The 23,113-nt window shown below is 45.2% G+C and carries 17 protein-coding genes and 1 riboswitch; of the genes, 9 read left to right on the top strand and 8 right to left on the bottom strand.

What is annotated here, in order from left to right:
• Nucleotides 1-43: 43 nt before the first annotated feature.
• Nucleotides 44-1,078: a DJ-1/PfpI family protein gene (locus tag DC345_RS20835; RefSeq protein WP_113054719.1), complete on the bottom strand. Its 1,035-nt coding sequence runs from the start codon at nt 1,076-1,078 to the stop codon at nt 44-46.
• A 260-nt stretch (nt 1,079-1,338) separates the two neighbouring features.
• On the opposite strand from DC345_RS20835, the gene DC345_RS20830 reads away from it, so the two are divergent.
• The 3 genes from DC345_RS20830 (at nt 1,339) to DC345_RS20820 (ending at nt 4,424) form a co-directional block, all read left to right on the top strand.
• On the top strand, nt 1,339-2,025 hold the full coding sequence (locus DC345_RS20830; RefSeq protein ID WP_113054718.1) for a response regulator transcription factor: 687 nt from the start codon (nt 1,339-1,341) through the stop codon (nt 2,023-2,025).
• A gap of 1 nt (nt 2,026) precedes the next feature.
• On the top strand, nt 2,027-3,355 hold the full coding sequence (locus DC345_RS20825) for a sensor histidine kinase (RefSeq protein WP_113054717.1): 1,329 nt from the start codon (nt 2,027-2,029) through the stop codon (nt 3,353-3,355).
• 67 nt (nt 3,356-3,422) lie between these two features.
• On the top strand, nt 3,423-4,424 hold the full coding sequence (locus DC345_RS20820) for an NADP-dependent oxidoreductase (RefSeq protein ID WP_113054716.1): 1,002 nt from the start codon (nt 3,423-3,425) through the stop codon (nt 4,422-4,424).
• A 66-nt stretch (nt 4,425-4,490) separates the two neighbouring features.
• Here DC345_RS20820 and DC345_RS20815 read toward each other — a convergent pair whose 3' ends face one another.
• A complete protein-coding gene (locus tag DC345_RS20815; protein ID WP_113054715.1) occupies nt 4,491-5,336 on the bottom strand; it encodes an AraC family transcriptional regulator in 846 nt (281 codons plus the stop codon).
• 332 nt (nt 5,337-5,668) lie between these two features.
• Between DC345_RS20815 and helD the strand changes: the two genes are divergently transcribed.
• From helD to DC345_RS20800, 3 genes are all read left to right on the top strand, one after another.
• Nucleotides 5,669-8,098: an RNA polymerase recycling motor HelD gene (gene helD / locus DC345_RS20810; RefSeq protein WP_113054714.1), complete on the top strand. Its 2,430-nt coding sequence runs from the start codon at nt 5,669-5,671 to the stop codon at nt 8,096-8,098.
• A 257-nt stretch (nt 8,099-8,355) separates the two neighbouring features.
• Nucleotides 8,356-11,205 (top strand): glycoside hydrolase family 2 TIM barrel-domain containing protein, encoded by a 2,850-nt coding sequence (locus tag DC345_RS20805; protein ID WP_113054713.1) that lies wholly within the window; start codon nt 8,356-8,358, stop codon nt 11,203-11,205.
• 325 nt (nt 11,206-11,530) lie between these two features.
• On the top strand, nt 11,531-12,877 hold the full coding sequence (locus DC345_RS20800; protein ID WP_113054712.1) for an amino acid permease: 1,347 nt from the start codon (nt 11,531-11,533) through the stop codon (nt 12,875-12,877).
• Nucleotides 12,878-12,895: 18 nt separating this feature from the next.
• Here the strand turns inward: DC345_RS20800 and DC345_RS20795 are convergent, their stop codons facing one another.
• The 6 genes from DC345_RS20795 to DC345_RS20770 form a co-directional block, all read right to left on the bottom strand.
• Nucleotides 12,896-13,657: a YqcI/YcgG family protein gene (locus tag DC345_RS20795; RefSeq protein ID WP_113054711.1), complete on the bottom strand. Its 762-nt coding sequence runs from the start codon at nt 13,655-13,657 to the stop codon at nt 12,896-12,898.
• Nucleotides 13,658-13,740: 83 nt separating this feature from the next.
• Nucleotides 13,741-14,367: a LysE family transporter gene (locus DC345_RS20790; protein WP_113054710.1), complete on the bottom strand. Its 627-nt coding sequence runs from the start codon at nt 14,365-14,367 to the stop codon at nt 13,741-13,743.
• Between the two features lie 111 nt (nt 14,368-14,478).
• Nucleotides 14,479-15,102 (bottom strand): urea carboxylase-associated family protein, encoded by a 624-nt coding sequence (locus tag DC345_RS20785; protein WP_258530738.1) that lies wholly within the window; start codon nt 15,100-15,102, stop codon nt 14,479-14,481.
• 112 nt (nt 15,103-15,214) lie between these two features.
• A complete protein-coding gene (locus DC345_RS20780) occupies nt 15,215-16,720 on the bottom strand; it encodes an amidase (RefSeq protein ID WP_113054709.1) in 1,506 nt (501 codons plus the stop codon).
• 137 nt (nt 16,721-16,857) lie between these two features.
• A complete protein-coding gene (locus DC345_RS20775) occupies nt 16,858-17,838 on the bottom strand; it encodes a DMT family transporter (RefSeq protein ID WP_113054708.1) in 981 nt (326 codons plus the stop codon).
• Nucleotides 17,839-17,982: 144 nt separating this feature from the next.
• A riboswitch (FMN riboswitch) is annotated at nt 17,983-18,134 on the bottom strand.
• Between the two features lie 83 nt (nt 18,135-18,217).
• Nucleotides 18,218-18,715 carry a DinB family protein gene (locus DC345_RS20770; protein WP_113054707.1) on the bottom strand — a complete coding sequence of 166 codons (498 nt, stop codon included), beginning with the start codon at nt 18,713-18,715 and terminating at the stop codon, nt 18,218-18,220.
• A 137-nt stretch (nt 18,716-18,852) separates the two neighbouring features.
• On the opposite strand from DC345_RS20770, the gene DC345_RS20765 reads away from it, so the two are divergent.
• The 3 genes from DC345_RS20765 to DC345_RS20755 all read left to right on the top strand — a co-directional run bounded on the left by DC345_RS20765 (nt 18,853) and on the right by DC345_RS20755 (nt 23,008).
• Nucleotides 18,853-19,413 (top strand): CGNR zinc finger domain-containing protein, encoded by a 561-nt coding sequence (locus DC345_RS20765; RefSeq protein ID WP_113054706.1) that lies wholly within the window; start codon nt 18,853-18,855, stop codon nt 19,411-19,413.
• 223 nt (nt 19,414-19,636) lie between these two features.
• Complete coding sequence (locus DC345_RS20760; protein WP_258530737.1) at nt 19,637-21,004, top strand: amidohydrolase family protein; 1,368 nt, start codon at nt 19,637-19,639, stop codon at nt 21,002-21,004.
• Between the two features lie 564 nt (nt 21,005-21,568).
• Nucleotides 21,569-23,008 (top strand): branched-chain amino acid transporter BcaP, encoded by a 1,440-nt coding sequence (locus DC345_RS20755; RefSeq protein WP_113054704.1) that lies wholly within the window; start codon nt 21,569-21,571, stop codon nt 23,006-23,008.
• Nucleotides 23,009-23,113 lie beyond the last annotated feature (105 nt).

Genomic DNA, 23,113 nt, shown 5'->3' with positions numbered 1-23,113 from the left:
TATGCAACCCCCGAGACTCCTTTTGTGAACATAGACAACAAGGCTAGTTTATTCGTTTTCCCGTTAATTTGGAAGAAGGAAGAAGGCCAGCCTTAGCGGTTCCGCTCATCTGATCTTCATCCACGGTAACTTCGAATTTCAGATTCAAACGCATGGGTTTGGTAATCGGCAGGGTCCAGGTCAACTTGTTGTCGCAGAGTACAGGGTTCAAAAAAGCGATTGTTTCATCACCTTGTGTAGCCGTGCCCTGGATCACATCGGTACTTGTCTTTATATAGAGCTCGACTTCCAGTTTACCAACTGGTGTATTGATTGTTGTATTCCAATTACCGTCAAAGAAGGATATCTTTGTTTTCTCGTTTTGCAATATCTCCGAGGTTCCTATCGTTTGATTGAATACAATGCTTGGTTCATTGTCCGTTAACGACTTGTGAGTGCTGGGTACAATGCCTTTTGCACTCCAAACGGTTCCTCTTCGCTCATACTCAAACAATTGCTCTATCTCGTGTGCAATACGTGGTCCCAGTTCACGTTCGACCAGATATAGCGCAACATCGAGTCCCGAGGTCACACCGCCACCGGTAACCAAGTTACCATCATCCACTACGCGTGCCGGGACTGGAATTGCCCCGGTTGCACCAAGTAAATCCATACCCAAACGATGTGTTACCGCATGTCTGCCTTCCAGGACTCCTCCCATGGCTAACAAAAGGGAACCGCCGCACACCGTAGCGATTACGACGTCTTTGCGTTCGAAAGCTTCCTTGATCTTATTGGTCAATCCCGTATTCATGGCTTTGCCCAGAATAACTGGAATCGAGTCTGGACCATCTCCTTCTACATCGCCGGCTGCGCCTGGCACAAGTATGATACCCCCACGTTCCGGGTCCAGTGTGTCGTGCGCTTCAATGGTCAATCCGTTCATACCGCTAGTAACTGATCTTGGTCCTTCAGCCGTGACCAGTTCTACCTTTAACATGTTGTCCATATGTGTGGAAGCGGCGCAAAATACTTCGTAAGGTGCAATAGCATCCAGTAGGTCGAAGCCGTCAAATAAAACAATTTGAACAGTTATCATTAACCCATCCCCCTTATCATAATTTGGTCAAAATATCTTTCAGCAAGTGATATTCCTTCACGTCAATTTCTCCTTTAGCCATTCGAATGGACAAAATGGGATGCGGGTCGTCCTTGCTAACAGGTAGAATCATAACAAATGAATGTCTCAAAGGAAGTTGTAGAAAGGTCACAAAACGATAAACAAATCATCACAGATTACAGCCTCGTCTTGGTAATGGAAGAAAAAATGGTAAACTAGATGGCAGAGGTGGGATAGACATGAGTAAATATCATACGATACTTGTTGTAGATGATGACCTAAGTATCGTCGAACTATTAAGAGACTTTCTAGAGAATGACCATTTTCACGTAAAGACTGCTTGTGATACGGAACAAGCGTGGACCATACTTCAACAGCATTCCATAGATTGCATTGTTCTGGACATTATGATGCCGGGACAAAATGGGTTTGAGCTATGCCGTCGAATTCGAGGGGAAAGCAATGTTCCAATCCTTTTCTTGAGTGCTCGCAGTGATGATGTGGATAAGATCCGTGGCCTTACGCTCGGAGGAGATGATTATATCGTCAAAACGGCTTCGCCTGGGGAAATTGTTGCCAGAGTGAAAGCCGTGTTGCGGCGCACTACTTCCAGGCAACCCATGGAAGGGAAGATCTTGGATTATGGACGCATCCGGTTAAATCTGACTGCAAGAGAAGTCCTGGTCGAAGGGGGAAAAGTCGAGCTTACACCTAAAGAATATGAGTTACTGCGATTATTTGCTGAACACCCGAGACATGTTTTTTCCTATGAACAGTTGCTTGCAAAGTTTTGGGAGGGTGTGGGCGACAGACATACCATTCGGGTCCATCTTAGCCGACTTCGCGAAAAAATTGAATCCGATCCAAACCATCCACAATTCCTCATTAACATATGGGGAGTAGGATACCGCTTTGAGGGAGTGTAGCATGAGAAAACTTCGCATTCGGACTTTTACTATGCTTTGCCTATTCTTTTTGCTTACGATGCCTTGGATCTTCTTTGTCACGGCTCACTTTATGGATACTCAGACGTTTAGCATCTCAGCAAACCAACAGCAAAATGAAACGCTGCAAAAGCATCTCAGCGAGATGATCCACATGATTGAAGTTGGTACGGATAAATGGGCGAGTACCGTTTGGCAAAACGAACTTCACACCGAGCTGAGCAAAGCAAAGATGGATGTGGTGATTGAATCTGCGTCCAATTCGGAAATTTATCGTTCCAGCCAAAAGCACCATAGTAGATTATCGTCTACTGAACAGTTTTCTGTCATAAAAGATGGACAATTACGGGGAAGAGTGGTTCTTTATCTTCCTAAATCCAATGGAGTTCCAATGCTTGCGGCATTTTTTGGGCTGCTGCTTGCTTTCTTTGTGGTTGGAGTTGAAATGAGAAGGTTCCTTCTTAAACCGCTTGAGAAAATGAGCAAGGCAGCCAGACAAATTGCAGCTGGGCATTGGGAAGTGCAGTTACCTAACTCCAGAATTACGGAAATTGCCGAAGTCCGGGATGGATTCGATGTTATGGTAAAAGGACTCGAGCAATCCCACCGAAAACAAGTGGAGCTGGAGGAAGAACGCAGATTTGTCATCGCTGCCGTTGCACATGATTTGCGCACGCCGTTGTTTGCCTTGCGGGGTTATTTGGATGGATTGGAACAAGGGATAGCTCAGTCACCGGAGAAGGTCGCCCGATATATTGCCGTATGTAAAGAGAAATCTGCCCAATTGGATCGATTGGTTGAAGACCTTTTCACTTATACAAAAATGGAGTACTTGGACAATGAGCTTAAAACTCATAAGCTAGATTTGACGCACATCCTTCGAAAGTCGATTGACAGTTTGAGCCCGCTAGCTGAGCAGAAACATATTTCTATCTTAAAAGAATTAACAGACGGTTGTTTCATTAGCGGAGATTCTCATGTATTGGAGCGTGCGATGAACAACGTTTTAGAAAATGCTGTTCGATACACACCTACAGGTGGCGAAGTAACGGTCCAATGCTGGAAAGATGGCAACAACATTAGGTTTATAATACGGGATACCGGACCAGGTTTCTCTTCCGAAGAACTAGAGCGCGTTTTTGAACCCCTATATCGTGGGGAAGCTTCCAGAAGTCGTGCAACTGGGGGCAGTGGATTAGGATTAACGATCTCACAACGAATGATGAGGCAACATGCAGGCGAGCTTATGGTAAGCAACCACCCTGACGGTGGGGCAGTTCTGACAGGATGGATACCTCGATATAATACTTGATTTGTTTAACGTGTTAGATATAATGTGTTTATATGTTTAAACTTATAAACGCAATGGAGTGATTTAAATGCAGGCCATGGTAATTGAGAAATACGGGAAAGATGTTCCCTTGTTACGGAAAGAAATGCCTATTCCTCAGATCGGAGATCATGATGTATTGGTGGAAATCCATGCAGCAAGCTTAAATCCAATTGATTTTAAAATAAAAGAGGGCAAGGTAAAGCTCCTGCTGAATTACAAGATGCCATTGATCCTTGGAAATGATTTTTCCGGTGTTGTGGTCAAGGTGGGTAAACAGGTGAACGCTTATAAACCTGGAGATGAGGTATATGGCAGACCCCGTAAAGACCGAATTGGAACTTTGGCTGCATACATTGCTGTCCATGAAGAAGATATCTCGCTGATGCCCCAAAATTTAAACTTTGAAGAAGCAGCATCCATACCACTGGTCGGTCTTACGACATATCAAGCCTTTTACGATATTTTGAACCTTCAGAAAGGCCAAAAAATATTAATTCACGCAGGATCAGGAGGAGTGGGCACGTTTGCCATCCAATTGGCCAAATTAATGGGAGCTTATGTTGCCACTACTGCCAGCGATAGAGGATACGAATTGGTCCAATCCCTTGGCGCGGATCGTATCATCAATTATCGTAAAGAGAATTTTGAAGAAATGCTGTCGGGATATGATGCCGTGTATGACACGATAGGAGGCGAGGTACTAGAAAAATCCTTTCAAGTACTAAAGCCAAATGGAAATATGGTATCTGTTTCAGGCTTGCCGAACGCGAGATTCGGTCGAGAAGCCAACTTGGGCTGGTTAAAGACAACATTGCTATCGATTGTGAGCCACAAGATTACAACTCTTGAGAAGAAAAACCAAGCAAGATATCATTTCCTGTTTATGAAACCAAGCGGGATGCAATTAGAGCGAATAAAGAGTTACTTGGAGGAAGGTCTCATCAAACCCGTGATTGATAAGGTTTATGATTTCAAGGATGCCAGGCAAGCGTTTCGGTATCTTGAAAGTGGAAGTGCCAAAGGAAAGGTCATCGTGAAAATGAAGTAAGCGTTCAAAGGAGATGAATACCGTTCTTGTCCAAATGGAGGGCAAGAACGGATACTATAATACTCTTTATTTTATCGGTATCCAGATTTGAGGTGGCTGGTGAGGTCCTGGATATACTTCAAGCTCAGGTATACCCGCATGCTCGTAAGGGTTGGAAGGGAACCATTCAGAAATAATCTGCTTCCATAAACGCTGCATACTGTCTGGCATCGGACCTTCAACTTCAAAGACACTCCATTTGGAAGCTGGAATTGTGAATGATGATAACCCTTCAGGTACTTCGCCATCATAAGCCGTAGCAATCCAATATTCCATCTGCTTCTCCTGAATTTCGTTCTGATCCACACATACACCAAGCAACCCTTGGATTACACCATTATTCAATTCAAATAAACGATCTTCTGTACCGCTCTTATATGCATCCTGCCACATCTTGCCTATGCCTCGTAAGTTTTCCCCATCAATATAAGAGAAAGCCTGCTTTATCCCTACTAATGTAAACGACGCTTGTTCAACAATTCTGTGATTCATTGGTTCTGCTCCTTTTAGACTTAATTGAATAACCAAACGATTATACGATTTGACAGAGGTACTGTTCTTACGTGCTTCACTGGGGGCAATTCCGTGCTGTCTACGAAAGGCTTTGGAGAAAGATTCAGGAGTGTCATAACCATACTTGAGCGCCAGATCAATGATTTTGTAATCACTCTGTATCAGTTCATTGGCTGCCAATGTTAACCGTCTTCGTCTGATATATTCGGCTACCGTAACATCAGTTAATAGGGCAAACGTACGTTGAAAATGAAAGGGAGAAATATGGGCTTGAGCTGCAATTTGCTCCATAGTCATATTTTCGAGTAAATGTTCTTCCATATATGCAATAGCTAGCTGTAATGATTCGATCCAGTTCATACGATTAACCACTCCTTGATTCCTATAATAGATGAAGACTGATCCAAGAACCTGTCATTATGTGCTTTCATTTGTCCGGTTAGGGAAAGCGGGGGGAGGGTGACCCAATAGACATGAAAAAAGATGACCTCTGGTGAATTCAAAGGCCATCTTTTGGTAAACAAAAAAAGAATTGAACGAAAAATAACGCTATGATATAATCGTTAGCGCCATTGACAAACAAAATCAAAGTATGTACTTGTTTTTATCCCTACTTTAATTTTACATCTGGAATTTTGATTTGTCAATGCTCTTTTTCATCCCAAAAATAGGAAAAGGAGTGGTTCGGAGAGATGCAATCAAAAGATTGGCAACTGGAACAGGAACGTCTGGAGTCTGTAAGGAACAAACTGCAGGCCAAAATCACAGAATTGGAGCCAGAGGTTGCCGGAATGCGTGACCAGGCTTCGGAAATTCGCAAGCGCTTTTGGGAAGAGGTGACGATCAATACCAGCACCCACGAAGATTTCGAAGAGACCTTCTATACCATTAACCAGCAGTCTGCGGTACTGGCCGAGCGGGAACGTGGTCACATACGGTTGATGCAGCAATGGAACAACATGAAGCGTTTGCTCCCGTCCCCTTATTTTGGCCGTATCGACTTTCAGGAGAAAGGTCTGGCCCTCACCGATCAGATTTATATCGGCGTATCTTCTTTTATGGACGAAGACGGTTTGAGCTTTCTGATCTATGATTGGCGTACACCGATCGCGAGCATGTATTACGACTCTTCCCCCGGCATAGCGTCCTATGTGACGCCGATTGGACGAATCGATGGCACAATGGAGCTCAAACGGCAATTTCAGATCCATAACGGACAAATCCGCAATATGTTTGATGCTAACGAAACGATTGGAGACCAATTGTTGCAACAAGTGCTCGGCAAAGGTGCAGATTCACAAATGAAAAGTATCGTGGCAACCATACAGAAGGAACAAAACGCCATTATCCGTAATGACACAAGCCGAATGCTTATCGTACAAGGAGCAGCCGGTAGCGGTAAAACTTCCGCAGCCTTGCAGCGGGTGGCGTACTTACTATACAAACATCGCCAGACGATCAGCGCTGATCAGATCGTCCTTTTCTCACCAAATCCGATGTTTGGCAGTTATATTTCCACTGTCCTTCCGGAGCTCGGCGAAGATAACATGCAGCAGACTACTTTTCAACAATTCCTCGACTATTGGCTTGGCTCTTCGTTGCGTCCAGAGGATGTCTTTGATCAGATTGAATATGTACTGACCTCGCATGAAGCTCCGGGCTATGAGGCTCGGCTTCAGGGGATCGAATATAAAGCTTCCGATGCTTTTCTGCAGGCCTTGCAGAACTATGGAAATTGGTTGGGACAGGAAGGTATGCGATTCAACAGCATTCGGTTTCGGAACCGTGATTTGATTACTGCAGAGCAAATGAAAGCCAAATTTTACGGTTATGATCGGTCCCTACCCTTGCTAAATCGCGTTGTACTCTTGCAGGAATGGCTGCTGAAAGAGCTGGCTTCTCTGGAACGCAAGGAACGTGAAGAGTCGTGGGTACAGGAAGAGTTGAATTATCTCGACACTGATCAGTATGCGGATGTCTTCGAAGTGCTGCATAAAGATAAGGAAGTATTCGATATCGCGGAACAGTACGCCCAAATTCGCGAGAAAATAAGCAAAAAGCGCCGAGAAGACGAAGGTGACTTTGACTTTGCCCAGAAGGAGGAGGAGCTGCTCGGCCGTAAGATCGTGAAAGAACGTTTTAGCCCACTAAGAAAAAGTGTCAAGAAATTCGCGTTTGTTGATATCAAAGGTATATATGGTGAATTGTTTGTTGACGAAGCAGCTTACCGGCAGAAAACAAATACTGAGGTTGTCCCATCGCTATGGCCTGAGATATGCATTCAAACCAAGGAAACTCTGCTCCGGAACGAGTTGTTTCATGAGGATGCGACTCCCTATTTGTATGTAAAAGAACTGATTGAAGGTGTCCGGACGAACACAGAAATCAAGTATGTCTTCGTTGATGAGGGTCAGGATTATTCAACATTTCAATATGAATATCTCAAAAAGTTGTTTCCCCGTGCCCGAATGACTGTGCTGGGCGACTTTGGGCAAGCGATCTTCACGCAGGCTACCAAGTTGGCAGCAGCTGATTCACCACTAGTCCGTCTCTACGGTGAAGCTGAAACAAGCCGTTTCTCTCTAGTACGCAGCTATCGCTCAACGAAGGAAATCGTTGAGTTTACAAGAGCGATGCTTCCAGGCGGAGATGAAATTGTACCCTTTGAAAGACATGGCCTAAAGCCCCTGCTGACGATAAGCATCGACAGGGAGAAGCTGAATACACAAATGGTTGCAGATATCGCTGCGCTAAGAGCCGAGGGCTTTGATTCCATCGCTATTATTACGAAGACCGCCGCCGAAAGCCTCAAGGCCCATGAATCGTTACAGATTCAAGGAGGTGAAGCGTTGCAGCTCGTAACGAAGGAAACGTTCAACTTCGAGAAAGGTGTAATGGTCATCCCCGTGTACCTTGCCAAAGGTGTCGAGTTCGATGCAGTCTTGCTCTATGATGCTTCGTCTGGAGCCTATGGCCGCGAAAATGAACGCAAGCTGCTTTATACGGCGTGTACGCGGGCTATGCATCGGCTTCATCTATACACGGCGGATAAATGGTCAACTTTTGTGCAGGCTTTGCCAGCAGATTTGCATGAGGAATCGGAGGTCTATACATCGGAATAACTTTGCCGGTATTTTCTGATCTAGCTGTGTATAAGAATAGAACCACCCAAATAAGTAACACTAGTCGCCTTTGGGCGACTTTTTTATTTTCAAGTCATTATAGCGACAACTTGTTACCGACAACCTTTGGATTATTTCCATATTGTTATACTCAGCATAAATTTTATTATATGGGTGGACTAAGGTTACAGTTATATAATAGTAATACGAACTAAAAGAATAGATTACATACATAAAGGAATAGAGGAGTTGGGATCATGTTAACCAAAATGAACTTGCAGGGAAGCTGGGAGCTTCAACTGGATGAACATAAACAAGGCGTTCAAGGCCCATTTGAAGACACTATAACACTGCCGAACACAACTTCTCATGCACGCAAGGGTAGGAAGAATGATGTGGCTCACATCGGGTCTCTGACTGATGAATATTCATATGAAGGATGGGTATGGCTGAAACGGGAAATTGATATACCAGCTACACTTGCTAGCAAGAGATGCAGTTTGTATCTGGAACGCACGCGTATAACGAAGTTATGGGTCGATGGTGAAGAAGTTGGAACACAAGATAGCCTTAACACCCCCCATGTGTACAGTTTGCCGGAAGGACTACTGGAGGGAAAACACACCCTCACCATCCGGGTTGATAATACGGACTATCCGACGAAAGGCGGGCATCTTACATCCGCCGATACTCAGACCAACTGGAACGGAATTACCGGGAAGCTGGAGCTTCATTTTTACCACGACGTGCATATGGGTGAGGTACAGATCTATCCCGATGCGAAAGAGCGATCCTTTAGAATCGCAAGTACTTTGTCCAAATCGATACCAGGTACTGTATTGTCTGTTACTGCGCAAACCTTCAAGCCTCTTTTAGAAGAGACTCATGGATATATAGCTTCAGACAGAAATCATGTGGTGAGTGAGCAAACCTACCCATGCAGTCAGGACGAAGTGAATGTGCTCTACAAGATGGGAGACGACGCATTGCTCTGGAGTGATTCGGACCCACATCTGTATGTGCTGACCCTTAATCTGTTGGGTGAACATGGCGATGTGCTGGATACAACCGAAATCATAACAGGACTGAGAGATTTTGAAGCTGCTGGAGATTCTTTTACTATCAATGGTCGAAAGACCTTTCTTCGCGGAAAACATGATGGTTTAATCTTTCCACTTACAGGTTACGCACCAACCGATGTGGATGAATGGCTGCGAATCCTGAGCATTTCCAAATCATATGGTATAAATCATTATCGTTTCCATACCTGCTGTCCGCCTGAAGCAGCGTTCACCGCTGCAGATATGCTTGGCATCTATATGGAGCCTGAATTGCCATTCTGGGGTACAATCACGGATGAACTCGACCCACAGCATAATCAGGCTGAACAGGACTATCTTATTCGTGAAGGCTTTGCCATGCTCAAGGCGTATGGGAATCATCCTTCTTTTGTCATGATGTCACTCGGTAATGAACTTTGGGGAAGCAAAGAAAGACTAAATGCCATTATCAAAGCGTATAGAGCATTTGATCCACGACCTCTGTACACTCAGGGTTCAAACAATTTTCAGTTCACTCCGCACATTCTAGAGGAAGAAGATTTTTACTGTGGTGTGCGTTTTTCCAAAGATAGACTTTTCCGCGGCTCCTATGCCATGTGTGATGCCCCGTTGGGTCATGTGCAAACCGACGTGCCTGGTACTCTGAAGGATTATGACGACATGATCTTGCCCGTTGGGACAGTTTCGGAGAATGAGGGAATTCAAGCAGAGGAATCTGAAATTCAAATTCAATATGGCACGGAGGCCAAGACCGTGAAAGCCGCTTCTGTTGAACAACAGCTCATTCCACACCTGCCCGTCATCTCCCATGAAATTGGACAATATGCCATGTATCCGAATTATGAAGAGATCGAGAAGTATACCGGGTCGTTGAAAGCAAAAAACTTTGAGGTGTTTCGGGAACGATTGCAGTCCAAGGGAATGGGACATCTGGCTGAACCCTTTTTCAGAAACTCTGGCAAACTTGCCGTTGACTGCTATAAGGAGGAGCTTGAGGCGGCATTTCGATCCAATCATCTGGCAGGGTTTCAATTGCTTGATCTTCAGGATTTTAGTGGACAGGGGACAGCACTGGTAGGTATTTTGGATGCCTTCATGGATTCGAAAGGGTTAATTACTCCCGAGGAGTGGAGGACGTTTTGCTCCGATGCAGTCCTTCTGGCCCGATTCGAGAAATACAACTACAATTCAGGAGAAGATTTCAATGCCCACATTCAATTAAGGTACTACCGAGCAGATTCATTGACAGGTCATGCTGTGGTGTGGGAATTACGTGATTCGGATCAATTGCTTGCACGAGGAAAAGAAGAGATTTCCTTTATCTCTGGCGAAACTTGGTTTGAAATAAGTCAAATCAAGTTCAAGCTGCCAGATGTGAAAAAGATGACGCCAATCACTCTATCCCTGCATATTCCAGGTACCGATATTCGGAAACAATATGACCTATGGGTATACCCTGATCATGATGTGACAGCTATTGAACATGACCATATTTATAAGGAATTGTCCAATGGAGTCATTAGCTTGCTGGAAAAAGGGGAGAGTGTGCTTCTGCTTCCAACACTCGAGGATAACGATAATTCAATCGAAGGCACATATTGTACCGATTTCTGGTGTTATCCGATGTTCCGATCCATTTCGGAAAGCATGAACAAGCAAGTGCCGGTCGGCACGCTTGGTCTTCTAATCGATAACGCGCATCCAGCATTGAAGCACTTCCCAAGTGAGACGCATTCCACGTATCCTTGGTGGCATATCGTCATGAATTCACGGTCTATTATTTTGGATAAGGTTGCCGCGAATGTTCAGCCTTTCGTTCAAACTATCGATAATTTTGAACGTAATCATAAGCTGGGGCTGCTGTTTGAATGCCAGGTTGGAAAAGGCAAGCTGTTGGTTGGGGCGCTAAATTATGATAAATTGATTAGCCAAACGGAAGGGCGGCAATTGCTTTACAGCCTTGCACAATATGTGAGAAGTGAGGAATTCCAACCGGAAGCCCAGATAGAGATGGTTGAGCTTCAACAATTGTTCGGCAACAAATAGAACCTTCATTATGTAGGTTATTAGCTACAAGAACATCCACCGACAGATTCGCCTTAACAAACGAGAAGTTTGTTCTCAGGAACTAACAAGAAACCCTTCAAACTGTTTTTCAGTTCGAAGGGTTTTCATTAATGATAGAAGCTTAAAAGTGTTACTACTGTTTTATTCCAAAAGCATTGATGTATCAACAGTAACACCATTAGTTAACGAGATTATTATTATGTAAACTAAATCTATTGTCAGTTTCATTTTCTTTTTTACTTTAATGACATAAAAAATCCATCATATGTAAACCGTAATGGGGTACGCATGAAGGAGGATACATATGAAAAGTCATGTGCATCAAAAAGAAGAAGATAAACTGAGCTGGATTAGTCTTTCCTTATTTGGAGCAGGATGTACGCTAGGAACCGGATTTTTCCTCGGAACAAGTCTGGCTATTCATTGGTCCGGTTTATCCGTGCTTGTACTTTTGGTGCTGGCTGCTGCGGGGACCTACTTTGTTTTTGGAGCATTGGCTCAGATGACGGCAGAAGATCCGAAGGAAGGGGCTTTCCGAACATATGCCGGGGAAGCGTTCGGCCCATGGGCCGGTTTTGGAAGTGGATGGATGTATTGGTCTTCCGAAATGCTGATCATGGGGAGTTCATTAACGGCGCTTGGATTGTTCTCTCAATTTTGGTTTCCCAAGTTTCCATTATGGGTGTTCGTTGCGGTATATGCATGCATTGGATTGTTCATCGCCGCATTGGGAGCCAAAGGGTTAACCCAAACGGAGAATGTGCTCGCCGTAATCAAGCTAGCTGCAACGGTTGCTTTTATCGGGATTGCAGCAGCGGCTTGTCTTGGCTGGTTAGATGTAAAGATTACACCGCAGAAAATAACGAATGAATGGTTCCCTCACAAAATAAAAGGCGTGTGGACCGGGTTTATTTATGCTTTTTTTGCCTTTGCCGGGATTGAGGTCATGGGTTTAATGGCAGCCAAGCTGAAAGAACCTAAGGACGCTGTGAAGTCAGGCAGAGTGATGTTGTTAACCGTCAGTACGCTGTATGTTGTGGCGATTGCCTTGATCCTGCTACTGGTCCCCGCTGCTAAATTAACACCAGATGAGAGTCCTCTCGTCAAAGCGATGTCATCGATTGGGTTTACGGTCGTGGTTCATATTCTCAACGGAATTTTGATTATCGCGGGGTTTTCCACGATGGTTGCATCAATCTATGCGATTACATCCATGCTGGTTAAATTGGGTGAGGACGGAGATGCACCGAAGATGTTTACGAAGACTTGGGGAAACAAGAGCATGCCCCTGTATGCATTAGGATGCACTGCGGCCGGATTAATCCTTTCTACTCTCCTGGCATTATGGATGCCTAAGAGCCTATTCGAATATGTAACAACCGCAGGCAGCTTGGTATTAATGTATACCTGGCTTTTGATTTGCATCACGTATATCAAGAAAATGAAGCCAACGAGTTGGAATCGGATCAAAGTATGGATCGCCATGGTCCTTATACTTGCAGCAGTAGCTGGCACGGCTATGGAAAAAGCCAGCAGAAGAGGTCTGCTGGCCAGTATAGGTCTTGTTGTATTGATAGCCTTGATCACTTACATTGTAAACAAAGTACGAAAACCGCGACCATCTCCAACCACTGAACCATCAAAGACTTGAAAGGGTGTCTCGTATAAGCTATTTTGTCATTTTGCTAATGGCTTGCTTCATGCGCATGAATGGGCACTTGGAAGGGGTCTGCTCGTCATCGGGCAGGAAATATTGTTTCCATTCCAGGTTATCCTGCTGTCCATACCACATGAGGGAAGGATGAGCAGGAATGGCATCATAGGCTGCTAACCGCTTGCGGATCAAAGTTTTCATTTTCCGGCCAAGAGGTGTGTTGTCATTAATCGATTCAAACACCCATCGTGGTTGAAAAGCAAACATAAGATAGGGGAAGTGCCTGCTGGCTCTAAGCTCGTGCGCGGGAGTGGCACAGAAACAAAAGTAAGGCTCCCCGCCAAAGCAAAATTCCCATGTCGCTTCATGCGGATCAGTTGAAATATGTTCAGGCCAAGAGGCGGTATCGAGTGAGCTTACCCGGTTAAGCATCTCCCAGAACAAGGACTGATACTGCTCTACCGTAGTGTTGTTTCTCAAATCATCTGTTGTATCGCAAATGACAACCAAAGAAGCATAATGTCCCGTATCCCGAGAAATGGGACCATATTGACGAAGTAATTCCGCCATGTCTTCAGCAGAAGCTTGTGTACGTGGATCCCTTGTGAATCCATATCTCAGATGTCCTGAGAGAAAACCCATACGTCCAGGTACACAAGGATACGTATTATCCTCATCTGCAATCATATTGGAAAATTTTGAATATGCGTCCTGCTGCCATTCGGGCAGGCCTTTGAATGATGCATTTATTTCATCGGCACTGTACAGCTCTGCCATTGATTCCCCAACTCCATTCCACATGATACCGTTAACGTATTAATGCGGATGGTGTTGGGTGACTGTCCAGTGTAGTTTTTAAGTTAGAAAAAGATAGATCGTACAGCTTCAAGCCCGAAGTACAGGCCAAAACCAATCAGGCAGATACCCGAGATGATGGAGATCCAACGCAAAACGGTTTCGTTGCTGCGTTTATGGAATCGACTTGCCATGCCAGCCATGATGACATCCCATACAAGGATGCCTATGAAAATACCAGAACTGTATATTAGCAGATGAGCGGTATCGGTATGCTTCACGGTTGTAGCGAGAATAGAGCCGTAAATGCCGAGCCAGAATAGAATATTCAGGGGATTGGACAGGGCCATGAGAAAGCCAGAGACAAAAGATTTCCCAACCCTCGCTTCTGCTGTAGAAGAGGCCTGAATGCCGTCTTTTAACTTCGACAGTGTTTCCACACCGGTATACACCAGAATAAAGCTTCCAAATGACCAAAGAAACGAGCGCATGAACGGCGTGTCCAGAAAATGGGCAACTCCAAAGTAGATCAGAAGCATGTACACCAAATCTGCAAACATGGCACCAAGCCCCAAAATCCAGGCGTGCATAAATCCATGGCGGGCTCCCCGATCCAACTGAGCGGCATTGATCGGACCAATTGGAGCTGATAGTGAGATTCCCAGAATAATATAACTAAACAGTACAGACATATACACGTTCACTCCTTAACGGGTTCGACGAATTGTACCGGTAAGTCAGACCATATGGGTACAAGTCATCGTATTCCCGACTGGAGCAAATTAGAACAAGCTGTGCGTCTCTTAATCTGCCATGGATTCTACATCCAGCTGAATAGCTGTGCAATGAAATCCGTTGCATGAGCTCTCTTCACATGGGCAGGCGGATAAACCGATAATCAGATCGGTCAGTGCCTCCATCTCCACATAGTCACCGGCGCGGGAATCTGGAGCTACAACGTCAATCTTGCCAAGATCATCTACAACCGATTTCATAAACAGATTAAACGGATAATGCTGATCCGGCGGCAAGATCCCGAACGGTTCAAGAGCCTGATTTAGGTTATGATAGCAGCTGGCATGATCCTTTTTATCGTATAAAACTTCATACATTTCCGGACGACAGGCGGAGTTGAAAAAATCATGAACACCAACCGTGTCACGAACGATCTTAAGCAACGGCTGATATTGATTGGAATACACGGTTTGTCCTGGTTTGATCCGGTAGGACCGCAGTACGTCCATCGTTACACCTGGGTCTAGTCGATTATTGGCATTTTGAGCATCATATGCAACAAAATCAACGACCTGCTGCCCCTCCAAATCGGTCACCCGAATTAATGAACCCTTATTTACCTTAACGGCATAACCCGTTTTGGCCGGGATGCGAACAGCCTGTTTGTGGCGTTCCGTTGTATTCATATTCATTCGTCACATTCCTCCGCTGTTTTTGCTTTCAGTATGCGGAGCTGACATGGCTTTCATGCATTTTGGCAAACATACGGCTCACATTGAAAATGATATAGATTGTAATCAGAGTTTATACTGGAAACAGTGGATTACCCTGCATGCCGACCCATAGTTCGGATGTTTCCAGCTGACCAGCCAGATGAAGCAACCAGTCTTCACGGCCTTTCGTTGCCATAATTTGTACACCCATGGGCAGGCCTTCAGGAGTCAGGTGAACAGGAACACTCATGGCTGGTTGACCTGTCAGATTCGCGAGCTGAGTGAACGGTGTGTAGGTAAGACTTGGTTCAAACATCTCATAAATCAACTGTTGTTGCTGGATCTTGTCCAAATCACTAATGCGCATCAAATACTGAATCTGTTCATCATGAGGTGTCAATTCTCCAATCTTGGGAGCGGAAAAAGCATTGACGGGTGTGACATAAAAATCATACCGTTCAAACAACGTAGACATCTGAGCTGCGGCAACATCCCATTCGGCCAAACTATGTACGAATTCGGCAGCGGATACTTTTTTGCCGGCCTCAGCCAGAACCCAAGACTCGATCTCCATATCATCAGAGGTTAATGCTCTACCCATAGAACGTTCCATCGAAGAGATCATCGCCGCCATTTCGCCGCTGTTCATCATGTAATAGTTCTCCATTAATTTGACACCATTCACCGGACTTAGTTTTTCTTCAACCTCATGACCTTGTTCTTCCAGCCAGCGGACTGTCTTATATACAGCTTGTTTGGCTTCTTCACTCACTGGTGTACCTACAGGCGAAGCTGTCGTGTAAGCAACTCTCAGTTTGCGTTGATGAGGGTAGTTCATATCAGCCAGATAGCTGCCTGGGAAGAGGGGAGCATGAAACGCAGCTTCCGGTTGAATCACTTGCAATGTATCCAGTAAAGCAGCGCTGTCACGAACGGAACGGGACAAGGCAAAATCAATCGAAGCACCCTGCCACTGACGGCCAACCCCTGGTCCAACAGGTGTCCGTCCACGTGTAGGTTTGAGTCCGAACAAGCCGCTGAATGAAGCAGGAATTCGGATGGAACCGCCGCCGTCACTTGCTCCTGCAAGGGGGACAATACCCGAGGCTACTGCGGCAGCGGCGCCGCCACTTGAACCGCCGGGTGAGTGATTCGTATTCCATGGATTTCGAGTTGGACCGTGAAGACGGGGTTCGGTAATGTTTTTCAGGCCAAATTCCGGCGTATTGGTATGTCCAATGATAATGAAGCCTGCATCGCGCAGACGGGAAACGAAATTGGAATTCCGTTGTGAACGATGCTCACGGAGAAGGCGGGAACCTGAGGTGAGAATTTCACCTTCCAGGGATTGAGAGATATCTTTCAATAACAAGGGCACGCCGGCAAAGGGTTGCTCTCCCGGATGAACCATACTTGCTTCCTGACGAGCGCGTGTTTCATATGTACGAATGACTGCATTGAGCTGCGGGTTCACTTCTTCCAGGCGAGCATAAGCCGCTTCAAGCAATTCGACAGGAGATATCTCCCGAGCGCGAACCAATTCAGCCAAACCTATGGCATCGTAAGATGTATATGAAAATGATGAAGATGAAGACATGATGATCGTTCCTCTCTAAATTAACTTGATCTATTATTCCCTAAGTCATCGTACCATCGGAATAGTAAAAAGACAAAAGGCACTATACATCTCGAAGGATGTGCAGTGCCTTAATTGATTTGCATTTATATACAATTTCAATTTGTACGAAGCTTCGGTGCAGCATCAGCCGGACTCGCTGAGCGTTCTTGCTGTTTGGAGATAGCGAATAGGGCAATCCAGATGAGGATGAAGCCCACCAGTTGCTCCCATGTAATTAATGTACGGAATGCAATCCAGTTTACCAGTACACCGGCCATCGGGAAGCTCAGTTCTGCGAGCGTTGCGACTGAGGCTTTGGTGGAAGAGAGCCCTTTGTAATATAAGAGAAGACTCAGCAACCCTGGCAGTAATGCCTGACCCAGAATATTAAGTGCTACAGCCGCCTGTTCACCTGTAGCGGAAGGGAATGTCCAGGCAGCACCTTCGTTCCAAGTCATAAAGATCAGCAGCGGCAAGGCTACGACAAAGCGCAGGGAGGTGACCGTTTCATAACGGGTTTGCCCCAGCATCAGCCGTCCCATAACCGTTGAACCGCCCCACAATGCAGCTGCACCCAGTGATAACAGGCTGCCTGCATGAACCCAATTGTCCCAGTTGCCAATGGGAAGAGTGAATCCGAACGTGAGCAGGTATGTTCCTGCAAGTGCAATGATAAACAGTCCGCCGAAGCGGCGAGGCAATGTTTCTTTCAGCAAAAGCTTAGCCAGAACAATCGCAAATAGCGGCTGCATCTTCTGCAATAACAAAACGGTGTTGGGATCGTTATGTGTCAGCGCCAGGGTGAATAAGACCGTGGCGAGAGCAGATCCTCCCCAGGAGATAAAAATCACGGCAATCCAGTGGCGTGCACGCAGGTTTTTCAGATCAGCCCGGAACTTCCACAACACGGGAATTGCCACAAGGCTGACAATAATATGTTCCACCAGTACAATCTGAGTGGAGGTCATCGTTTTGAGCAAAATAATACGAAACAGTGGATCTACACCCCAAAGGGCGGCGCCGAGCACGACGAGCCAGAATCCGGTATTGCTTCGTTCCTTGCGGTAAGCTGTTGATGCAGATTGGGTCTTTTCCATATTCAGGACTCCTTCGTCAGAACACGGAATCTTCAGTTGGCAAAATCGACAAAAGCCCCCGTTTTGGTATACACCAAATAAACGGGGGCTCAATCATAAACATGTCGTACGAAAATAAGCCTTTCCGTAACGGCATGTCAATGTGTTGATCTTCTCTCATCCGGACTGTACCGTCGGCCTTGGAGTCACACCAAGTCAGTCGCTGAATCCCTACATCGGGTCAAACAGCGAGTCGCGGGCTGGTTCCGAAGAACATCACCGCCGGTTGGGAATTGCACCCTACCCCGAAGATCCTATTCAATTATATTGTGTATTGAACAAGCTGTAACATTAATAAGTCCATCTTATTCCTGTAAGCGCTAGCAGTTCAAGTGTTTTTTTAGAATATGATATTCCAGCTCCCTTGTTGTCTGCGTAGTAATACAATCTGGCCTGCATGATACGCATCGTGTAGTACCCAGCGAGCTAGTTCATGAGCCCATTTTTCATCCGTATCCATATATGGAGCTTCAAGATCGGATTCTTCCAATGAAGCTAGCTGATCACGAAGCTGTCCGGCTAATTGTGTTGTTTTCTGCATAAGTGTATTCCAGCCAGTGGTATCGGAAGGGTCGCCGGGATCACCGAAGGTGGATTCATTGTTTTCGGCAGGTGTACCGGAGGGTGTTTTGCCCTGAATGCGACTCATCAAACGATAATTATAGTAATACATATGGTTAGCCAACTGCCAGATGCTTAATCCACTGGATGATGGAACCCAGGCTGCCTGTTCAGCAGTAAGTCCTTCGAGTGCCTTGGATAAAGGCACAATCCAGTTACATTGATCCCAGGTGTCATCTTTCTGAATGAGCAATAGTTCTGTTGCTGTTGTAGTCATCGATTTTTCCTCCCTAAAATGAATTCATGGTAACTAGCTAAAGTGCTTAAATGTGGTTACAATTAATATAACCCAAACAGGAATGGTTGTAACTATCTTTTTCACCATTAGAACGTTACAATTTAGCGGAGGTATATATGGATAGACTATGGACTGATTATGTGAACAGTGATTACCATGACTGGCGTGGCGGAAATCGTTCAGAGGACAGGCTTGGTAAAGCTCAATGGCAGCAGGCATTCCTCAAACAATGGCAACTGAACGCATTGATACCTGCTTCTTCAGAAGAGCATGGAGCCTTGAGAAACTTCAGAAATGAATTGCAGGCGCTTGCAACTCGTTTATCTGATGGTAATACATTATCGGACAAAGACAAGGAATGGCTTAACGGCATAATGGAGAAAGGTCAAGTCATAAGAAGATTGAACACTGGAGATGAGGGACTGAAACTTTCACTTATTCCTGTAGGAAGTCAATGGCAACAGGTCATGGCAGAGGTCGCGGCCGATTTTGCCAACACATTGGTTGAAGGGGATGGGAGAAGGATACGTATCTGTGATAATGCGGATTGTCGCTGGATTTTCTATGACGATACGCGTAGCAGAACTCAGAAATATTGTGATGACAAGATGTGCGGTAATTTAATGAAGGTTAGAAGATTTCGGGCAAAACAGAAGAAGGATCAGCAGCAAGAGTAAGATGTACGCACAGAAAGTGTGATTTGCTGTACTTTGTTGTTATAGACAGGAAAATACTAGAAAGAAAATATGAAATCCAGAAATTGCATGTTCCCAATAACTGCTATATAATATATATGAACTTAAAATAATTCAGTTAGTAATTCAGTCAATAATTCAGTCAGAGATTAACAACCGGGATTCAAGCGTAAATCCAAAAAAACAATGATTGGAGATGTGTCTTGTGGGGACAAGTTATCTACTGAAAAATGGTTGTGTATTGTCTATGGATTCGTCGGTGGGTCAGTATAGACGGGCGGACGTTCTCATTGAGGATTCTCTTATAACTGCCATCCAGCCCGACCTGAATTGTATTGAAGCGGAAGTTATAGATGCATCGGAAATGATTATACTCCCTGGACTTGTAGATACGCATCGGCATGTATGGGAGTCACTTGTAAAAACAGCGGGAACCAACTGGTCACTGCCGGTCTATCTGCAAAATCTCTATTATGGAGCGATGGGAAGTAAACTCCGGCCACAAGACAGCTATATCGCCAATTTGTTGGGTTCATTGGAAGCGCTTAATGCAGGGGTGACCACGGTGCTTGACTGGAGTATGCCGTATTCCCCGGAGCACACGGATGAACTGATTCGTGGACTTCAAGATGCGGGTATTCGGTCGGTTTTCGCTTATGGTCTACCAGGTGAGACGCCCTACTGGAACAGAGAGAGCCAGCTGACGTATTCGAATGATGTGAGAAGAGTCAAGGAACAGTATTTTTCCTCACGGGATCAGCTGCTTACGTTCGGCCTTGCTATTCGTGGTCCGGAGTTCAGCCATTGGGATACCGCGGTGAAGGAAATTCAGCTTGCCCAAGAGCTGGATGCGATATGTTCAATGCATGTCGGCTTTGGAAGCTGGGGATCTGTAGATCGATCGATAAGTAAAATGTATGAGGCTGGTTTGCTGAGCCCAAGTCTGAACGTCGTACACGGAAATACGATGGATACGGATGAATATAAAATGTTGGCCGACAGCGGGGCCTCGCTGTCCGTCACACCGGAAGTAGAGATGATGATGGGACATGGGTACCCGGCAACAGGGTACTTTCTTGAAAATGGAGGAACTCCAACCCTGGGAGTCGATGTTGTAACATCAACGGGTGGAGATATGTTCTCCCAGATGAAATTTGCACTTCAAGCTGAACGTTCCCGGGAAAATGAACAACTTTTGCTGCAGGGTGAAATGCCAGGTGAGCTTAATCTGCAATCCAGTCAAGTGCTGAGATTTGCAACTTCTGCTGGGGCGAAGGCTCTGGGACTTGAACAGAAGATTGGTACACTTACGCCAGGTAAAGAAGCGGATCTGATTATGATCCGAACTACCGACCTTAACTTGTTCCCGGTGCATGATCCGGTTGGAGCCGTCGTTCAATTTGCCAATCCATCTAATGTGGATACTGTATTTGTAGCAGGTCGTCCGGTGAAGCGCGAAGGTAAGCTGCTGCATGTCGATCTGAATGAGGTCCGGCGGAAGGCTTTGGACAGCAAAGAATATCTGCTATCTCAATATCGCATGTCGGATGCAGAGCGAATTGTATTTTCATAAGTGTGATGATCCATGTGAGTGAAAGAGCGATTCTCATAATGAATGGAAAGTGAGAGTGTTCTCATCTATCTCATATATTTCTCTTAGATCTAATAGCGTAACAAGTGATGGGCCGCATAGGGATATGCGGCTCTTTGGCGTACCTTTTTATCGTGCAACATGGCAGGGGAAACCAGGGGAAACAAGGATTTAGCAACAAAAAGAGGCGAAAAGGCACTGTATTTGCACAATTGCATGTAACAACGGATTTATGATGTTTTGCTGAAGAAAAAAGCTGTTAAAAAACTGCGCATAATATAAATTATACGCAGTTTTGATTTAAAACGATTTTCATAATCACCCCTGTCCAACAGATCATGATAATTTTCGTCTGGAATGAACAAAATATACCATCATCCCGAAATAAATTTAACAAAGCAACGCGACAAAGTGTAGAAATCGATAGATTTTTGTAGTTGATAGGTAAGATAGAACAAGAGGATTTTTCATAGAACAGATGAACCAAAAAAAATATTAGAAGTTTAGGGATACAATCATCATTTTCAATACGAGAGGAAACTGTGTATGAATCAAAACCAGAATCGATCTTCCCTGTTTAGAAAAAAGCCGATAGCCACCGGAGATAACGAAAGCAACATGTTGAAAAGGGTGCTTGGCCCATTTGATCTGATGACTCTCGGGGTAGGAGCAATCATCGGTACGGGTATCTTTGTACTCACAGGCGTTGCTGCTGCAAAATATGCAGGCCCCGGTTTGGTACTGTCTTTTCTGCTGGCAGGTATTATCTGTGCCTTCGCTGCATTGTGTTACTCGGAGTTTGCATCCAGTGTGCCTGCTTCAGGAAGTGCGTATACATATAGCTATACCGCTTTTGGCGAAGTCATTGCCTGGATTCTCGGATGGGATCTTATTCTGGAGTATGGATTTGCAAGTGCGGCTGTTGCTAGCGGTTGGTCTGGATATTTTCAAACGTTATTGTCCGGATTTGGGTTGCAATTACCCCATGCGCTCACCAGTGCATTTAGTCCTGAAAAGGGGACCTATTTTGATATCACCGCAGCAGCGATCACGTTAATCATTACATTCCTGCTCACCCGTGGAGTGAAAGAGGCGGCACGTGCCAACGGAATCATGGTAGCGATTAAAATTATCGTGGTTCTGATCTTCATCGGTGTGGGTGTGTTCTATGTGGAGCCGGATAACTGGAAACCATTTCTTCCATTTGGCATCTCCGGGGTAACCGCAGGGGCGGCAACAGTATTTTTTGCTTACATTGGTTTCGATGCGGTCTCTACGGCTGCGGAAGAAGTGAAACGTCCTCAACGGGACTTGCCAATCGGTATCATTGCCTCCCTTGCGATCTGTACCGTGCTTTACATCGTTGTATCGTTGATCCTGACAGGGATGGTACCTTTTCACATGTTGAATGTGAGCGATCCGGTTGCCTTTGCCTTTGAATTTGTGCAGTTGAAAGGATTGTCCTGGATTGTTTCGCTTGGAGCGATTACGGGAATTACCACGGTATTACTTGTAATGATGTATGGTCAGACACGTTTGCTTTATTCCATGTCACGGGACGGACTCTTGTCTCCGGTATTCTCCAAAGTCAGTGGCAAAAGCCAAACACCCGCTACGGGAACTTGGGTTGCTGGGATCATCGTCGCTTTATTCTCAGGTTTCATATCACTTGGACATCTGGCAGAGTTAACCAACATCGGAACACTGTTTGCTTTCGCGGTTGTGAGTCTGGGGATTATCGTATTGCGGAAAAACAACCCCGAACTGAAAAGGGGATTCCGCGTGCCTTTGGTTCCACTGATTCCTATTCTCAGCGCTGTTGGCTGTATGTATCTCATGACACGTCTTGCGGCTCTGACCTGGATCACGTTCTTTGGTTGGTTAATTATTGGTTTAATCATCTACTTTGCCTACGGACGTCATCACAGCCATTTGAATCCGGCACGCCGCATATCGGACACGTTCAGAACAATAAAGGGAAAATAGCTACCATAGCAGATGCCCTACATTGTAGAGATATCTTAAAAGGTTAGTAAATTAATTTGTAACTTTGGAGCTATACGTTAATAGAGTCAACTCCACAGTCTCATA

The organism is Paenibacillus taichungensis (genome assembly GCF_003287275.1).
Classification (GTDB): Bacteria; Bacillota; Bacilli; order Paenibacillales; family Paenibacillaceae; genus Paenibacillus; species Paenibacillus taichungensis_A.
This window is presented reverse-complemented; position numbering and strand designations above follow the sequence as displayed.

What these genes read in the sequence shown, in the direction of transcription:
- DC345_RS20835 (WP_113054719.1), bottom strand. Translation starts at nt 1,078, where the DNA reads ATGATAACTGTTCAAATTGTTTTATTTGACGGCTTCGACCTACTGGAT.
- DC345_RS20830 (WP_113054718.1), top strand. Translation starts at nt 1,339, where the DNA reads ATGAGTAAATATCATACGATACTTGTTGTAGATGATGACCTAAGTATC.
- DC345_RS20825 (WP_113054717.1), top strand. Translation starts at nt 2,027, where the DNA reads ATGAGAAAACTTCGCATTCGGACTTTTACTATGCTTTGCCTATTCTTT.
- DC345_RS20820 (WP_113054716.1), top strand. Translation starts at nt 3,423, where the DNA reads ATGCAGGCCATGGTAATTGAGAAATACGGGAAAGATGTTCCCTTGTTA.
- DC345_RS20815 (WP_113054715.1), bottom strand. Translation starts at nt 5,336, where the DNA reads ATGAACTGGATCGAATCATTACAGCTAGCTATTGCATATATGGAAGAA.
- helD (WP_113054714.1), top strand. Translation starts at nt 5,669, where the DNA reads ATGCAATCAAAAGATTGGCAACTGGAACAGGAACGTCTGGAGTCTGTA.
- DC345_RS20805 (WP_113054713.1), top strand. Translation starts at nt 8,356, where the DNA reads ATGTTAACCAAAATGAACTTGCAGGGAAGCTGGGAGCTTCAACTGGAT.
- DC345_RS20800 (WP_113054712.1), top strand. Translation starts at nt 11,531, where the DNA reads ATGAAAAGTCATGTGCATCAAAAAGAAGAAGATAAACTGAGCTGGATT.
- DC345_RS20795 (WP_113054711.1), bottom strand. Translation starts at nt 13,657, where the DNA reads ATGGCAGAGCTGTACAGTGCCGATGAAATAAATGCATCATTCAAAGGC.
- DC345_RS20790 (WP_113054710.1), bottom strand. Translation starts at nt 14,367, where the DNA reads ATGTCTGTACTGTTTAGTTATATTATTCTGGGAATCTCACTATCAGCT.
- DC345_RS20785 (WP_258530738.1), bottom strand. Translation starts at nt 15,102, where the DNA reads ATGAATATGAATACAACGGAACGCCACAAACAGGCTGTTCGCATCCCG.
- DC345_RS20780 (WP_113054709.1), bottom strand. Translation starts at nt 16,720, where the DNA reads ATGTCTTCATCTTCATCATTTTCATATACATCTTACGATGCCATAGGT.
- DC345_RS20775 (WP_113054708.1), bottom strand. Translation starts at nt 17,838, where the DNA reads ATGGAAAAGACCCAATCTGCATCAACAGCTTACCGCAAGGAACGAAGC.
- DC345_RS20770 (WP_113054707.1), bottom strand. Translation starts at nt 18,715, where the DNA reads ATGACTACAACAGCAACAGAACTATTGCTCATTCAGAAAGATGACACC.
- DC345_RS20765 (WP_113054706.1), top strand. Translation starts at nt 18,853, where the DNA reads ATGGATAGACTATGGACTGATTATGTGAACAGTGATTACCATGACTGG.
- DC345_RS20755 (WP_113054704.1), top strand. Translation starts at nt 21,569, where the DNA reads ATGAATCAAAACCAGAATCGATCTTCCCTGTTTAGAAAAAAGCCGATA.